This window comes from Aliikangiella marina, from assembly GCF_007004765.1.
GTDB classification, from domain to species: Bacteria; Pseudomonadota; Gammaproteobacteria; order Enterobacterales; family Kangiellaceae; genus Aliikangiella; species Aliikangiella marina.
Genome location: NZ_VIKR01000004.1, coordinates 258,334 through 271,146, shown reverse-complemented (window position 1 = coordinate 271,146; position 12,813 = coordinate 258,334). Strand labels below are relative to the sequence as shown.

Annotated in this window: 15 protein-coding genes; 11 read left to right on the top strand and 4 right to left on the bottom strand. The window is 43.2% G+C overall.

Annotated features, from left to right (window positions below):
* Positions 1-4 precede the first annotated feature (4 nt).
* Positions 5-451, bottom strand: a complete 447-nt coding sequence (gene sufU / locus FLL45_RS15950; protein ID WP_142943094.1) for a Fe-S cluster assembly sulfur transfer protein SufU — start codon at positions 449-451, stop codon at positions 5-7.
* 277 nt (positions 452-728) lie between these two features.
* Here sufU and FLL45_RS15945 point away from each other — a divergent pair, with 277 nt between their 5' ends.
* Complete coding sequence (locus FLL45_RS15945; RefSeq protein ID WP_142943093.1) at positions 729-1,256, top strand: peroxiredoxin family protein; 528 nt, start codon at positions 729-731, stop codon at positions 1,254-1,256.
* Positions 1,257-1,463: 207 nt separating this feature from the next.
* Here FLL45_RS15945 and FLL45_RS15940 read toward each other — a convergent pair whose 3' ends face one another.
* Positions 1,464-3,308, bottom strand: a complete 1,845-nt coding sequence (locus FLL45_RS15940) for a beta-ketoacyl synthase (RefSeq protein ID WP_142943092.1) — start codon at positions 3,306-3,308, stop codon at positions 1,464-1,466.
* Between the two features lie 123 nt (positions 3,309-3,431).
* Here FLL45_RS15940 and FLL45_RS15935 point away from each other — a divergent pair, with 123 nt between their 5' ends.
* The 10 genes from FLL45_RS15935 to FLL45_RS15890 all read left to right on the top strand — a co-directional run bounded on the left by FLL45_RS15935 (position 3,432) and on the right by FLL45_RS15890 (position 11,448).
* A complete protein-coding gene (locus FLL45_RS15935) occupies positions 3,432-4,421 on the top strand; it encodes a GlxA family transcriptional regulator (protein ID WP_142943091.1) in 990 nt (329 codons plus the stop codon).
* 77 nt (positions 4,422-4,498) lie between these two features.
* Positions 4,499-5,185: a dethiobiotin synthase gene (gene bioD / locus FLL45_RS15930; RefSeq protein ID WP_142943090.1), complete on the top strand. Its 687-nt coding sequence runs from the start codon at positions 4,499-4,501 to the stop codon at positions 5,183-5,185.
* Between the two features lie 33 nt (positions 5,186-5,218).
* Positions 5,219-6,049 (top strand): CvfB family protein, encoded by an 831-nt coding sequence (locus FLL45_RS15925; protein WP_142943089.1) that lies wholly within the window; start codon positions 5,219-5,221, stop codon positions 6,047-6,049.
* A gap of 34 nt (positions 6,050-6,083) precedes the next feature.
* A complete protein-coding gene (locus FLL45_RS15920) occupies positions 6,084-6,608 on the top strand; it encodes a hypothetical protein (RefSeq protein WP_142943088.1) in 525 nt (174 codons plus the stop codon).
* Positions 6,608-8,188, top strand: a complete 1,581-nt coding sequence (locus FLL45_RS15915; protein ID WP_142943087.1) for an amidohydrolase family protein — start codon at positions 6,608-6,610, stop codon at positions 8,186-8,188. The genes FLL45_RS15920 and FLL45_RS15915 overlap by 1 nt, the downstream gene beginning before the upstream one ends.
* A 50-nt stretch (positions 8,189-8,238) precedes the next feature.
* Positions 8,239-8,601, top strand: coding sequence for a diacylglycerol kinase (locus tag FLL45_RS15910; RefSeq protein WP_142943086.1), 363 nt, complete (start codon positions 8,239-8,241; stop codon positions 8,599-8,601).
* 210 nt (positions 8,602-8,811) lie between these two features.
* A complete protein-coding gene (locus FLL45_RS15905; RefSeq protein ID WP_142943085.1) occupies positions 8,812-9,060 on the top strand; it encodes a flagellar biosynthesis protein FlgE in 249 nt (82 codons plus the stop codon).
* Positions 9,061-9,104: 44 nt separating this feature from the next.
* Positions 9,105-9,950 carry a putative metalloprotease CJM1_0395 family protein gene (locus tag FLL45_RS15900; protein WP_142943084.1) on the top strand — a complete coding sequence of 282 codons (846 nt, stop codon included), beginning with the start codon at positions 9,105-9,107 and terminating at the stop codon, positions 9,948-9,950.
* Positions 9,951-10,056: 106 nt separating this feature from the next.
* A complete protein-coding gene (locus FLL45_RS15895) occupies positions 10,057-10,887 on the top strand; it encodes a Dam family site-specific DNA-(adenine-N6)-methyltransferase (protein WP_246075846.1) in 831 nt (276 codons plus the stop codon).
* A 303-nt stretch (positions 10,888-11,190) separates the two neighbouring features.
* Complete coding sequence (locus FLL45_RS15890; protein WP_142943083.1) at positions 11,191-11,448, top strand: hypothetical protein; 258 nt, start codon at positions 11,191-11,193, stop codon at positions 11,446-11,448.
* A 16-nt stretch (positions 11,449-11,464) separates the two neighbouring features.
* Here FLL45_RS15890 and FLL45_RS15885 read toward each other — a convergent pair whose 3' ends face one another.
* Together FLL45_RS15885 and FLL45_RS15880 are read right to left on the bottom strand one after the other, a co-directional pair.
* On the bottom strand, positions 11,465-11,923 hold the full coding sequence (locus tag FLL45_RS15885) for a PD-(D/E)XK nuclease superfamily protein (RefSeq protein ID WP_142943082.1): 459 nt from the start codon (positions 11,921-11,923) through the stop codon (positions 11,465-11,467).
* Between the two features lie 24 nt (positions 11,924-11,947).
* The gene (locus FLL45_RS15880; RefSeq protein ID WP_142943081.1) at positions 11,948-12,706 is read right to left on the bottom strand and encodes a DNA-methyltransferase; all 759 of its coding nucleotides are present in this window, start codon (positions 12,704-12,706) and stop codon (positions 11,948-11,950) included.
* Between the last annotated feature and the right edge of the window lie 107 nt (positions 12,707-12,813).

Sequence of the window (12,813 nt, the reverse complement as noted above, 5' to 3'; positions counted from 1 at the left end):
AGAGTTATTTTTCATTTTCAATAAAACTAGCTCCAGGGTTTTGGAAAGACTGCTGCAGTGTTTTCCATGGGAGTAAAGCACAATTTATTCTACTTGGGTGTTTGCTGACTGCCGTGAGACAGTTCAGTGTTTCGATCGTTAAATCTGACCGTTCGTGCAATGACTGGCTCAGCAGATTGAGATCGTTGATTAACGCCGTTGTCTTTTTTCCAGGCGCATGTTGGCACATCAAGGAGGCTGAAGCGATGCAAATCGCGCAAGCATCACCAGTAAAACCAATATGCGTCACTTTATCGGATTCTTTATTCAACGTGAGATATACCGACAGTTCATCACCACAACTTGGATTGTAGCCTTCCGCACGATGAGTAGCTTCAAATGATAAATCTTTGCCAATTGGATTTTTGCTGTGAGTTTTTATTGCTTGCTGATACAGCTCGTTAAGCGCCATTTAAGAGACCACACCCATGACCCATTTAGTATGCATATAATCATTGTATGGCGGTAAGGTTAATAAGGAAAGCACAATATCATTACAATTTTTGTGTAAGAAGATCACCTCAACCCCGGTCATTTAGTCAGTGGTTGATACAAACGCGAGTTGATTCAATCGTTCAAATAATTCAATTGGTTTTTAATGGGGTTCTATCAACAAGTTGTAACGGTTAAAGCGATTAACCGTCAATTTAGTCGTTGAGCTTTTATTTAAACTTGGAGAAATAGCAGTGGTGAGCAAGTTACTTGTAATTGAAAAATATCACTTATTGAGACCGTTAAAGTTGCTTTTACTTCCCTTAATGTTCGTTGCAGGCCTCGCTTCTGCCGGAGTGAGCCATTCGACAGAAGCTTATCAGGGGCAGGATTGGACACTGACAAATCTTGCTGGAGAAACGGTTACTCTATCTGATAATCAAGGTCAGCCAGTCATCTTAGTATTTTGGGCTACCTGGTGTCCATACTGCAAAAAGCTTTTGCCAGGTATTCAAACATTACATGAAAAATATGCAGAGAAAGGTTTGAAAGTTATCGCAGTTAATATTCGCGAAGATTGGAAACCACGAGTTTACTGGCGAAACCATGAGTACACTTTCGGCTCAGTTCTTGAAGGAGATGATGTTGCTAAAATGTATGGGGTAACTGGTACGCCCGGCCTAGTGTTCATCGATCCGAATGGAAAGGTGATGTCCGTTCAGTCTTTCTCTGATCCAAACCATCCCTTACTTGAGAAATTTGCTGAGCATTACACTAAAAAGTAGGGTTGAGCGGTACTGCAAGTGTTAAGGCGAGAAAAGTTGCTTAGAACTTAGAACTTAGAACTCAGAGCTTAGAACCTAGTACCTAGTATTCAGCACCGAGCAATCAGAGTCCCAAGCTGGTGATATCAAATCCCTCTTCGTGCAGAAGAGGGATGAGATTTTGGGGTGTGTGCCATCAAACAAGTCGCAGAAAAAAACACCCATGAATTAACAATAATCAGCGAAAGGATTATCGTTGCTAAACTCGACTTGATTTTTAAACTTCTCAAGGGAAATACCCTCTGAAGTAATGGTTAAGTCATCACCTTCCATCACTTGAGTTCCAAAGTGGTAGATAACTTCAACTTGACCATTGGTAATCGCTTCATCGTAAGCTTTGGCTTTTGCCACGACCGCTTGATTCTTTTCTCGGTAAGCACTAAGCGCTTCGTTGCCGTATTTCTTTTCTAGCATTTTCATGGTTACATGGGGTGACAAAATTAATCCGCTGGCATTGTTACCGCCGAAACCCTTGGAGTTAAGTACCACGGCATTCATATCGATACCTTTTTCTCCCACGGCTTTGTGTTCTAAACAAAACTCAAGGTTAGAATCATACACATCGTCAGCGAGTTTGTGAGTCGTCTTAATTCCTGGAATGATGCCGTATTCCCAAACCCCGAGAGCGGCGGCGAGTTGATCACCACCTGCTGGTCCTAGAGAGTGTCCAACGTAGGCTTTGATTGCCGCAACTGGCCATTTATCGATATTAAACGCTTTGGCAACTTCATTAAGAATGTGAGACTCAGTGACTCGGTTTTGTGGAGTGCTTGTACCATGTGCCGAGGCATAGGTTTTTTTGACACCTTCTTCGCCAAGAATATTTTTTGCGAGGGCCATACATTTTGCGACAGTAATATAGTTACCAACCCCGGGCGATGAGATCGATTTTTTATTGGCATCGGCGTTCACAAAAACATCAGCTGCAGCACCATAAATCGTCGCACCTAACTCGAGAGCGAGTTGGTCGTCCATAAGGATAAAAAACTGGGCCGCTTCACCAATGGTAAATCCAGCATTTTCTGCAAACGGTCGGCTAAAGCGCCTATCGTCAGCAGTTTCAGAGCCGTCAATTGCGGCAATTTGTGCGTCTTCCGCGAGAGCGCCCATGGCTTTAAAACCTTCAATTACCTCCGGTTCGATTGGCGCTTCTGCACCACCAACGATAGCAACCCGAGCTCTGCCGGCTTGAATATCGCCGATCGCTTGGCGTAGATTATACAAAAAGGTCGCACAAGCGCCGATATTCGCACCGGTCGCGCCGACACTGTTAATCATATAACTGTTCACAAAGTCTGCTGGCATTTGAGTCAACATGAGGGACATTTGCTTTGAGGTAACTCGTCCTCCTTTTAGGGAAGCTTGCGCTAGTCCGCGCCCGCCAAAATCATCCAACTGTCCAATAGCGGAAGCGGCGTAGGTCGAAATTTCATCTGGTTGAATATGTTCGAGTACGGTATCCCAATCGATTCCCAGAGAATGAACCGCATCGGAAGCGCCAAATACCGCCAATTGAAGGCCTTTCGGCTGGTTTCTCGAGTTGTAGTATTGTGAAGCATCGAATCCAGTCGGCAGCTGCGATGCACTGGTGATCGCTGGGGTGTATGTATCCTGGGTCATCACTTCTAAATCACCGTCAACAGTTACTTTAACTTTTCCCGCTTCAATTTCCTCTATTTGCCAATTATCCGGAATATTGGCAGGTAACTGTCGCTTTCGAGTAACAAAGGTAATTGACTCACCATTCGATTGCATATTGGTTTTGCGATGGGTCGTTACCTGATTAATGTCGAATGTTTGCTTTTCGATTTTGCGAATTAGCGTGTGGTCAAGCATGTCTTGCCGATCATCGGCATTTTGTTTACCCATCAAATTTGCCAGCCCTTTAAACATAGGGGCTAGCGCCTCTTCAGATAAGGCTTCGTGGACAAGACGTCGATAGCCATGATGAAACGAACTTCGTCCAGCAGCATTAATACCACCGAAACCGACGATCACAGGTAATTTGCTCATGTTAACTCTCGAATAAAGACAAAATAAATTGCCGGCTAGTTTATTAAAAATTGATGACGTAATTATAGGATTTTATGGCCATAAAATAGTACTATATGGCCATAACAAATGTGTAAATAAGCCATGCAAAACTCAATATTCCTCTGTTATCCACGTGCTTTACTGACCAGCTTAAGCTTACCAATGGAGATGATAGCTGCGGCTGTCTCGGTCGCTCGAATTAAACAGTGCCCTGATCGCCGCTGGAAATGCCACGTCGTGTCTGCATTGTCACCCGCCGGTGAACCCGTTGAGTACGCGAGAGGCCTCAGCATCGTACCAAAATTTGACTTGGCTAGCGCGCCTGAAGCGGATGCGATCTTTTTACCGCCGATATGGGGGAACCCTGATATTGTGGTTGATCGATCACCTGTGCTCATCCGCTGGTTGCAAGCGCAAAATGAACGGGGTGCACAAATCTGTGCCACCGGCACCGGCGTTGGTTTGTTGGCGCGCGCAGGGTTGTTGGATGACAAAGTCGCTACCACGCATTGGTACTACTTTGATGAATTTGAACGCAAATACCCGAATGTTAATTTACAGCGCCATCATTTCATTACCCAGGCGGGCAATTTGTTTTGCTGTGGCAGTATTAATGCGTTGGTAGACTTGACTGTCTATTTTATTGAAAACAAGTTTGGTAAAGAGGTGAGTCAAGTCATTGAGCAGCATTTCAGTCATGAAATTAATCGTACGTACGATAAGCCCTGGTATACAACAGGGGCGTCACGCCATCCGGATGAAGGCATTATTGAAGTTCAAGATTGGATGCAATCCCATTACTCCCAACATTTTAATTTAAAATCACTCGCTAAAATGGCTAACATGAGTGTGCGAAATTTTTCAAGACGGTTCAAAGCTGCGGTGGGTAAGTCCGCGCTGAGTTACGGTGCGGATTTAAAAATTCAAAAAGCACAAGAGATGTTGAAAGATACCAACCTGAGCCATCAAGCGATCGCTGATAGAGTGGGATTTAAAGATGCAGGCTATTTTGCCAGGCAGTTTAAAATCAAAAACAAGATGACGCCTGGAGAATATCGAGAAATGGTCAGAGGGAAGCTATTTAATCTCTAAGAGACAAGGTAAAATCGTCAGCTGGTAGAATCATTACGCTTAAGCAAGAAACAGCAAAAGAGAGTCAAAACATCATTATGGCAAGCGCACCATTTTTTATTACAGGGACTGACACTGAAGTTGGCAAAACATTTTTTACAGCAAGTCTTATTGGCGCATTGCAGGCGGCCGGGAAAACTGTCTCAGCATTTAAGCCGGTAGCGGCCGGTTGCGAAATTGTCGATGGTCTGCCACGAAATGATGATGCGTTAACTTTGATTGCCGCATTGGATGATAAGCCGGATTATGAAAGGGTTAATCCTTTTGCGCTCAAGCAGCCCATAGCGCCTCACATAGCGGCCATCCAGGAAGGCGTGGAATTATCGGTAGAAGCTGTCGCAAAGGCCTGTCCAGTGAACAAGGTGACCAGCGACTTTTGTTTAGTCGAAGGCGCTGGAGGCTGGTTAGTGCCGCTCAATGCAGCAGAAACCTTTGCCGACTACGCGCGATTTGAAAACTGTGAGGTGATTCTGGTGGTCGGTATGAAACTCGGTTGTATTAATCATGCGATGCTGACTCAAGCTGCCATTAACGCAGCAGGGTTGAATTTAATCGGTTGGGTGGCCAATTTCATTGACCCAAATATGCAAGTACAAAAAGAAAACTTGGCAACCTTAAAGTCCAGCTTGAAATGTCCCCTGATTGCGGAAATTCCTTATTTGACTGGAGATAATGCCATCGAATCTGCAAGCCGCTGTGTTAAACTCGAGGCCTTGTTATCTTAAATCGACAGTTGACGGTCAAAATAGCCAATCAAAATGATTAAAATCGGTCAGTTCAATTATTTAAAAATCGCACAGAAAACAGCTCGCGGTACTTTTCTGTTTGCCGGAGAATTTGGCCAATTGTTCTTGCCTGCCAAGTTGACCCCTTCGCACTGTGAAGTTGGGGATAAAATCCAAGTGTTTTTGTATCAAGACGCTAACGATAAGGTGGTTGCAACGACCCAAAAGCCGCGGGTAGAAATCGGTGGAATCGCCTGTCTAAAAGTCGTCTCGGTGAGCAAAGTTGGGGCCTTTTTAGATTGGGGGTTGCCGAAAGATCTTTTTGTGCCCTTCGGCCAGCAAAGTAAAAAAATGAATCCTGGTGAATTTCATATTGTCGCCGTATATGAGGATAATACCGGAAGAATATGTGGCTCGAGTAAGCTCAATCGTTTTGTTAAACCGGAGTCTAAAGGACTAAAAACCGGTCAGCCTGTGAGCCTTATTGTGGGTGATAAAACTGATTTAGGCACCAAGATGATCGTTAATCAATCATACTGGGGAATTTTGCACGAAAGCGATCGATTCCGAGAAATTCGTTATGGTCAGCAGCTCAAAGGGTTTATCAAGAATGTACGGCAGGATAAACGACTGGATATCACGTTAAAAAAACCGGGGTTTGAACAAAACGAGACCTTGGCGAATAAAATTTTAAAACATTTAGCCGAGAATAATGGCCATTCAACCATTAATGACAAGGCTCCACCGGATCTAATCTACAAAACATTTGGTGTGAGTAAAAAAGTTTATAAAGCAGAACTTGGTTCACTATACAAACAGCGAAAAATAACCATCGATAAATCTGGAATTCACTTGGTTGAGTAGAATAAAAATACTAATGACTTTATTGAGAAATATAATGCTTAAAATAAAAACGAAATTACTTTTAATTATTCTGATTTTTTTTGTTCCCAATGCTCATGCAGAAATCTTGGAAGCCAATGAGCACTATTTTTCGATTCAATTTGAAGAAAAACTTCCGGTAAAAGTGGAACGATTAAATAAGCAAATACTTAAAATAGAATATTGGTGGCACCCCAGTCACACATACAGCGGAAAATCAGAAAACCTGTATATTGATTTAAAAAAGCGCCATTGCTTTTGTGAGCGTTTGGGTGATCAAGGTATTGTGCGACATTTAGAACTTGTCAATTATCAGCCCAACAAACTCATTCGTTTGGTTGGAGGTTTAGGTCCTTTACAAACTATTCCGGTTAACGGCGTACTCGACTTCTCAATGGCCAGTAATTCTGATGGTACGACGACGCTAAAAGTGACTTATCAAGTGAGCGGTGCGGTCCCAGGGTTAAAAGCTTGGCCGGGTCCGGTAGAACAAGTTTTGAAACAACAGTTTGAGCGACTCGTCAATAAGGTAAAAAAATAATGAAAAACTATCGAATAATTTCACTGATTTTGTCGCTTGTAGTGATTTGCTCCAGCAATTCATCGATCGCTGCGCCAGAAAAAGCACCTGAGAGAACGCAAGGGGAGGGGCCATTCAGTCGCTTGATACTTCGTGGTGTTACGGTAATTAATGGCGAAGGCGCGCCTGCACGCGGTCCAATGGATATCGTTATTGAGCAAAATCGAATTACACAAGTAGTTAGTGTCGGTTATCCTGGCGTACCCATCGTCGCGACGCGACCAGAGGTTTTACCAGGCGATAAAGAAATGGATTTGACTGGTCATTATGTCATTCCCGGATTTGTTGACATGCACGGCCATATCGGCAATGACAAGCAAATAAATTCTGCAGAATACTCCCTCAAACTCTGGTTGGCGCATGGTATTACCACAGTCCGCGAACCTGGCAGTTTTAATGGGGTCAGTTTCACCATGGACCATGTCAATCGTAGTGCAAAAAATACCATTACAGCACCGAGAATAGTGCCTTATTTTGGGTTCGGAATGGGCTATCCTGTAGCCATCACTTCGCCGAAGAAAGCCAAAACCTGGGTTAAAAAAATTGCCAGACAAGGGGCGAAAGGAATTAAGTTTTTTGGTGCTCACCCGTCGATAATGAAAGCTGCTATTGAAGAAGCCAAGGCGCAGAATTTAAAGACTATGATGCATCATGCTCAACTAGATGTAGTCCATATGAACGTTATTGACAGTGCAAGATTGGGTTTAGATACCATGGAGCATTGGTACGGCTTACCCGAAGCGATGTTTGATGATCAAGTTATCCAAAATTATTCGCTGGATTATAACTATAACAATGAACAGCACCGCTTTGGAGAAGCTGGAAAACTTTGGTTGCAAGCTGCAGAGCCCGGCAGTCAAAAATGGAATCAAGTGAGAGATGAATTAATTGAATTAGACTTCACTATTAACCCAACCATGACAATTTACGAAGCAAGTCGCGATCTAATGCGTGAACGAAATGCAGATTGGCATCAGGAATATACCTTGCCAAGGTTGTGGGATTTTTTCCAACCCAGCCGTTATTCGCATGGTTCCTATTGGTTTGACTGGACGACTCAAGAAGAAATTAACTGGAAGCAAAATTTTTCACGCTGGATGACTTTTTTGAACGATTATAAAAATCACGGTGGAAGAGTAACAACAGGCTCTGACTCAGGTTATATCTACAAGCTTTATGGGTTTGGATACATCAGAGAACTTGAACTACTGCAAGAAGCCGGATTTCATCCGCTTGAAGTATTAAAGTCTGCGACCATTAACGGTGCTGAAGCATTAGGCATGGCCGATGATATCGGCTCTATACGCGTAGGGAAGTTAGCAGATCTAGTTGTCCTTGAGGAGAACCCTTTACATAATTTTAAGACACTTTACGGTACGGGGCATATTAAGTTAGACGAGAATAATAAACCGGTAACAGTTGGCGGTGTAAAATATACGATTAAAGACGGTATTGTATTTGATGCCAAGAAGCTACTTGCAGATGTTAAACGAATGGTTGCTCAAGAAAAGCAAGATCGCCAATCACAAGATCGCCAATAAAAAGCCAAGTAATGAATTAATCAAAAGCATAATCAAAGGAATAATAAAAGATGGCGAAACCAGGGAAAACCGGCATTCCGCGTATTATTGATGCCACCGGCTACTCAATGAAAGGCTTTGCCGCCGCTTGGAATAACGAAGCGGCATTCAGGCAAGAGGTTTTGCTCGCTGCAGTGGGGATACCCTTGGCTTATTTGTTAGCTGAAACCAAATACGATTTTTTATGGTTAATAATGCCACTTTTTCTGGTGATTATTGCTGAATTGAGTAATTCCGCGATTGAAGCGGCGATAGACCGAATTGGTCCAGAACATCATGAGTTATCGGGAAGAGCAAAGGATATTGGCTCTGCGATGGTATTTACTTGTCTGACTTTACTAGTCGTTGTTTGGCTGGTTATCTTATTGTTTTAACTCCATTCCGCCCGAGTGACTGGGCCTCGCTTTAAAACCTGTAACATTCTCAAAAAAGCGGAAACACAAAATATTTTCAGGAATCGCTAAATCTCGACATTTGGCGGCCGATAACAAAGATACGGGCGCGTTTAACTGACCTTTGTTTTTTAGGTAAGTAAATGTTTTTATTCGTTTTTTGTCGTGTTGTTATTGAAGTAGAGGTTTGCCGTGGATGTTTCTGGAATTTTAAACACTGGGGTGCAGGGTTTTCAAGATGCTGCTTCGCGTGCTAACAAAGCCGCGCAAGAAATCGCGTCGCAGTCTGTCGAAGATGCATCGCAAGCGGGAATTAACCAACAAGATTTAACCAGTAGTATTGTTGATTTAAAAGTTGCGGAAATTGATGCTCGGGCGAGTGTCGAAATAATCGAAACGGCCTCAGATTTAGTTGGTACCTTACTTGATGTTAAGGCTTAGTGACCATTTTTAAAGTTTTTTACAGATTGTTTTAAGAAAGAAAAATGCTTATATCCTCAGCGCCAGTTGCTTTGCCTGTTTCTACGGCAAACCCACCTACCGAAGCGGTAGCGGCTGAGTCTGCCCAAAAGAATCCGGTTCCTGAGCCTAAATCGACAACAGATAGCCCGAAAGCTCGAAAGACCGCTGATACAGCTGAACAGCAGCGCGCCAATGTTGAGAGTAATTCACCGTCCAATCAACGAGATCGAGTTGATAAGGAAGGTGAACAATCAGGCCAATCGAGGCAAGACCAAAACAGTCAGCAACAGGCAGAAGGACAAGAGAGCAGGCAAGAGAAAAGGCAAGAACTTCAAGAGCAGCGTATTGTTGATGAATTAAAAAGAACCGATCTTGAAGTAAAAGCCCATGAAAGAGCACATGCGGCCGTCGGCGGACAATACGCCGGTGCGCCAAGCTACACCTACACTACCGGCCCAGACGGTAAGCGATATGCAATAGCGGGTGAAGTTTCCATTGATACTAGTCGGGTACCTGGCGATCCTCAGGCGACTATTCAAAAAATGCAACAAGTGCAGCGTGCTGCATTGGCCCCAGCCGATCCTTCTGGACAAGATTTAAAGGTCGCAGCAATCGCGGGCCAAATTGCCAACCAAGCAAGAGTCGAGCTTAGCGTCCAGCGCACTGAAGAAGCTCAAGCGTCGAATGAGTCGAACAATGATACTCGAGTTGGAGAAGTGTCGGTCTCTGTCAGCGAGGAAAACGACGGTTTCTCAGTAACCAACCCAGTGGCCGCTCGAAGAGCATCGCTTGCGCTTAATCAACGAATTGCCAACTCAGGTGCCTTGGAAGATCTCGAACAACAACCTTTGTTATCGCAAACGGCTTAGGTGTTTTTAGGGGAGCGTTCAACTCATTTAAATCAACAAATCATTTCACTAATGGCGGTGATTTCCGTAAACTCCCTACCTAAACGTCGTATCCTTAGAGTCTTCATTGACTAAATATTACCCAATAACAGCACAGCGCAGTCGACCATTTTTAAAGTGGGCTGGCGGAAAATACCGTTTGGTCGATCGTCTTGCTCCCCATTTACATGGTCGTAAGCTAATCGAACCTTTTGTGGGATCCGGCGCGGTTTTCTTAAACTTTGATTTTGACAAATATTTATTGGGCGATATCAATCCGGATTTAGTCAACCTCTACCAATGCCTGCAAAAAGAGAAGGGCAAGTTTGTTAAGTATGCAAACTCTTTTTTTAGTGAAGAGAATAATAAGCAGCAAGCCTATAACAAATTACGCACTGAATTTAATTCCGGTGTTAAAGGAAGACGAAGAGCGGCGATTTTTGTGTATTTAAATAGGCATGGGTTTAATGGACTATGTCGATACAATAAATCTCATGAGTTTAACGTGCCTTTTGGAAAATACGTAAAACCCTATTTCCCCGAGAAGGAAATGATTCACTTTATTTCTCACGCGAAACACGCAAAGTTTGTGTGCGCAGATTTCGTCTCCGTCATGAACCGTGCTCGACGAGGGGATGTTGTCTATTGCGATCCACCGTACGTACCTCTTTCGCCAACCGCAAGTTTCACCAGTTATGCGTCACAAGGATTTTCCTATGATCAGCAAATAGAATTGGCTTATCGGGCGAAAAAGTTGGCGGCCCGTGGCGTCAAAGTCATCATATCCAATCATGATACCTCAATGACTCGTGAAATCTACGAAGATGCTCTGATAGAGTCGTTCCCTGTGCGTCGATTTATCAGCTGCGATGGCAGTAAGCGCGATCATGCCAACGAGCTATTCGCTATTTACGGATAAGCTTTACGTCTCTTTAATCGATATAAACGCGGTTAACTACCTGTTTTTAACATTTTTTAGCACAACCTTTGTCTGTGTAATTTTACTTGGTTTAATCCTCGCTTAAATCGGACCAAGATAGTGAGTAAGCTTGATGAATTCTGATTAAAGTCAATGGTCACTAGGCAAATTAATTAGTGGTGCTAGGACTAACATTTAAATGACTAGTGTAATAAATCGCTACTCAATGCGACTAATAAAGCAGTTGGATCAGTAAACGATCGATTACTTGACCTTGAATGAATTCACTTTATGGACACGCTAATGAAATTGAGACTTTCTTTTTTTATGGGCTTACTTTTGATCGGTCTTGCTATGCAGATGACAGTCGACCTATTTCAGGGAGTATCCGCAAGTGGGATCAACCGGTTGGTTAATTTATTTAGTTTTTCCGGAAATGTCGCCCGGTTGATTAGTCAGACATTAACCGTTGTTTTAATAATGATCGCTTACTGTTTTGGTTTTCGAGCGTTGATATATAAAAAAATATGTCTCAGCGAAAGCTGTGCATTAGAAAACTAAGCCGTTTGACCAGTTGTTATAGCGGCAGCTTTCCCTCGGTAAATACATCCCACCAACCAAAACGCATGGCCAAGATTTGATCGAGTTCTTGAGTATCTCGAGTTTGAGAGTATAAAAGAATATCATTTTCGCTCGGCTCTGCGTGACATGCTAGCTCAGATGCTTCAAGCATATGGATGACACCTTTAGAAAAACCACCACCGCCATAGGCAATGTAGGCATCCATCTGCATGGCTTTGGTGTCGGCGAGCGTATAGGGAATTTTTTCGTCGACGGTACCGGATGTCGATTGATATTTACACTCTATTGCGACTGCGAGATTTTGAGACTCGTCAATGACTAATACATCGACTCGACGATTTTTACCGATAATACTTTTACCGATACTGACCTCGCGATAAATTTTGAGTCCGCGTTGACCAAAATTATGCTTGATGTAGTTAGCGACCCAGTCTGCGTATTCATTTCCGTTCAATGTTTGATCCTAAAGTAAAATCACTTAAAGCTCTGCTAAATCTAATGTTTGTTGAGCTGCGCTATTATAAGCCGAAAAATCGATGAGATCCTGTGGTGTTTTACTTTCTGTGCCATCGATTGCGGCCAAGCGGAGACTCGCATGTTCTAGTGCACTGTCAGAAATATCCGATCCTAAAAACTGTCGGGAAGCCGACAGAGACGCTTCACCGACGCTACCCGAGCCAAAAAATGGGTCGATAACGATTTCGTTTTCCTGAGTACTTTGTTCAACCAAAATTTTAGACAGCGCTGCTGGTTTCTCTGTTGGGTAACCTTTCCAAATTCGCGGTATTGAGAGAACGTCCGGAATACTAAGATCGTTGAGTTTTCTTTTCCCTTTCTCAAAAAATAAAATAAACTCATATCTTGCTCTGTAGTGATACCCCATGCCAATTTTTTCTTTATCCCATACGATGGGTTTCCAAAACTTAAAGCCAATTTTCTCACCGATGGGCTTCGCTTCAAACATCGTCTCTTGGTCGCAAAACAAATAAAAATGAGTATTCGGTTTTAGAACGCGGAATACTTCACTAAACAAATCGGGAAAGCGGTTATTGGGGAAAATGTTGAACCATTGGTTCGAAGAACTTTTAGAGTCCTTTAGTCGAGTCGTCGTGCCAATTGCACGATGCTTCTCCAAGGATTCATACGGTGGATCGGTGATGACTAAATCGATCGATTCATCCGGTAGCGTTTGCAACCAATCAATTGCGTCACCATGAGTTAGGGCGTAGTAAGACATTTAAACATTTACAGCTTTGCTTCAGTTAGATTTAGTCTATTGCTCGACGTTTAAACTGTCTAGCATTAATTAGCCAATTAAAATGGGCATGTCGCTTTTTCAGGCAC